The organism is Kytococcus schroeteri, assembly GCF_002847825.1.
Classification (GTDB): Bacteria; Actinomycetota; Actinomycetes; order Actinomycetales; family Dermatophilaceae; genus Kytococcus; species Kytococcus schroeteri.
Genome location: NZ_PKIZ01000050.1, coordinates 1 through 763, shown reverse-complemented (window position 1 = coordinate 763; position 763 = coordinate 1). Strand labels below are relative to the sequence as shown.

Annotated in this window: 1 pseudogene; it reads left to right on the top strand. The window is 66.6% G+C overall.

What is annotated here, in order from left to right:
* Nucleotides 1–76: 76 nt before the first annotated feature.
* Nucleotides 77–661, top strand: a pseudogene (locus tag CYJ76_RS11455) (recombinase family protein); the annotation flags it as partial.
* Between the last annotated feature and the right edge of the window lie 102 nt (nucleotides 662–763).

Genomic DNA, 763 nt, shown 5'->3' with positions numbered 1-763 from the left:
ACCGCCACAACTACCGACTCCGCATGCTCCTCATCGGCGGAGGACTCACCCCATGACCCACGCTCAACTCCGAAGAGCCACGATAGGGCTGTGCGGGAAGTGCGGCGCGACGCTCGTCTCGGGAACGAACGGCCGCAAGCAGCCGACGTATCGCTGCGGCGAGCAGCTCCACCTCACTCGCCAGCGCGAGCCCGTCGATGCGATGGTTACCGAGGCCGTGCTCACCCGTCTGTCCTCGGTGGACGTGCACGACCTCGTGATGCCACACGAAGACGCCGGACCCGGCCGCGAGGAGCTGCTGACCGAGCGGAACGCCCTGGTCGAGCGCGTGAAGGAGCCGAGCCCGCTGCTGCGCGACATCCACCAGCCGGTCCTGGAGATCACGGCGGCGATCAACGACGTGAAAGCGCGCATCGACGTGATCGACGCGGAACTGCTCGACCGCTCGGTGTCGGTGGCGGCGAAGCTGCTCGCGGACGTTGACGAGCCGGTCGGCACTGCGGGGCGCCGCGAGGTGGTCGAGTCGAAGTGGAAGGCGCTGGACATGGATCGTCGCCGGATGCTCGTGGACGAGCTGGTGACGGTGACCATCGAGCCCATCGCGCCGGGTCACGTGAAGTTCGACCCCGACCTCATTCGGATCGAGCTGAGACGCGACTGACTCATGACTCGACTCGTCATTGCAGGCTCTTCGGAGTTGAGCGTGGGTCATGGGGTGAGTCCTCCGCCGATGAGGAGCATGCGGAGTCGGTAGTTGTGGCGG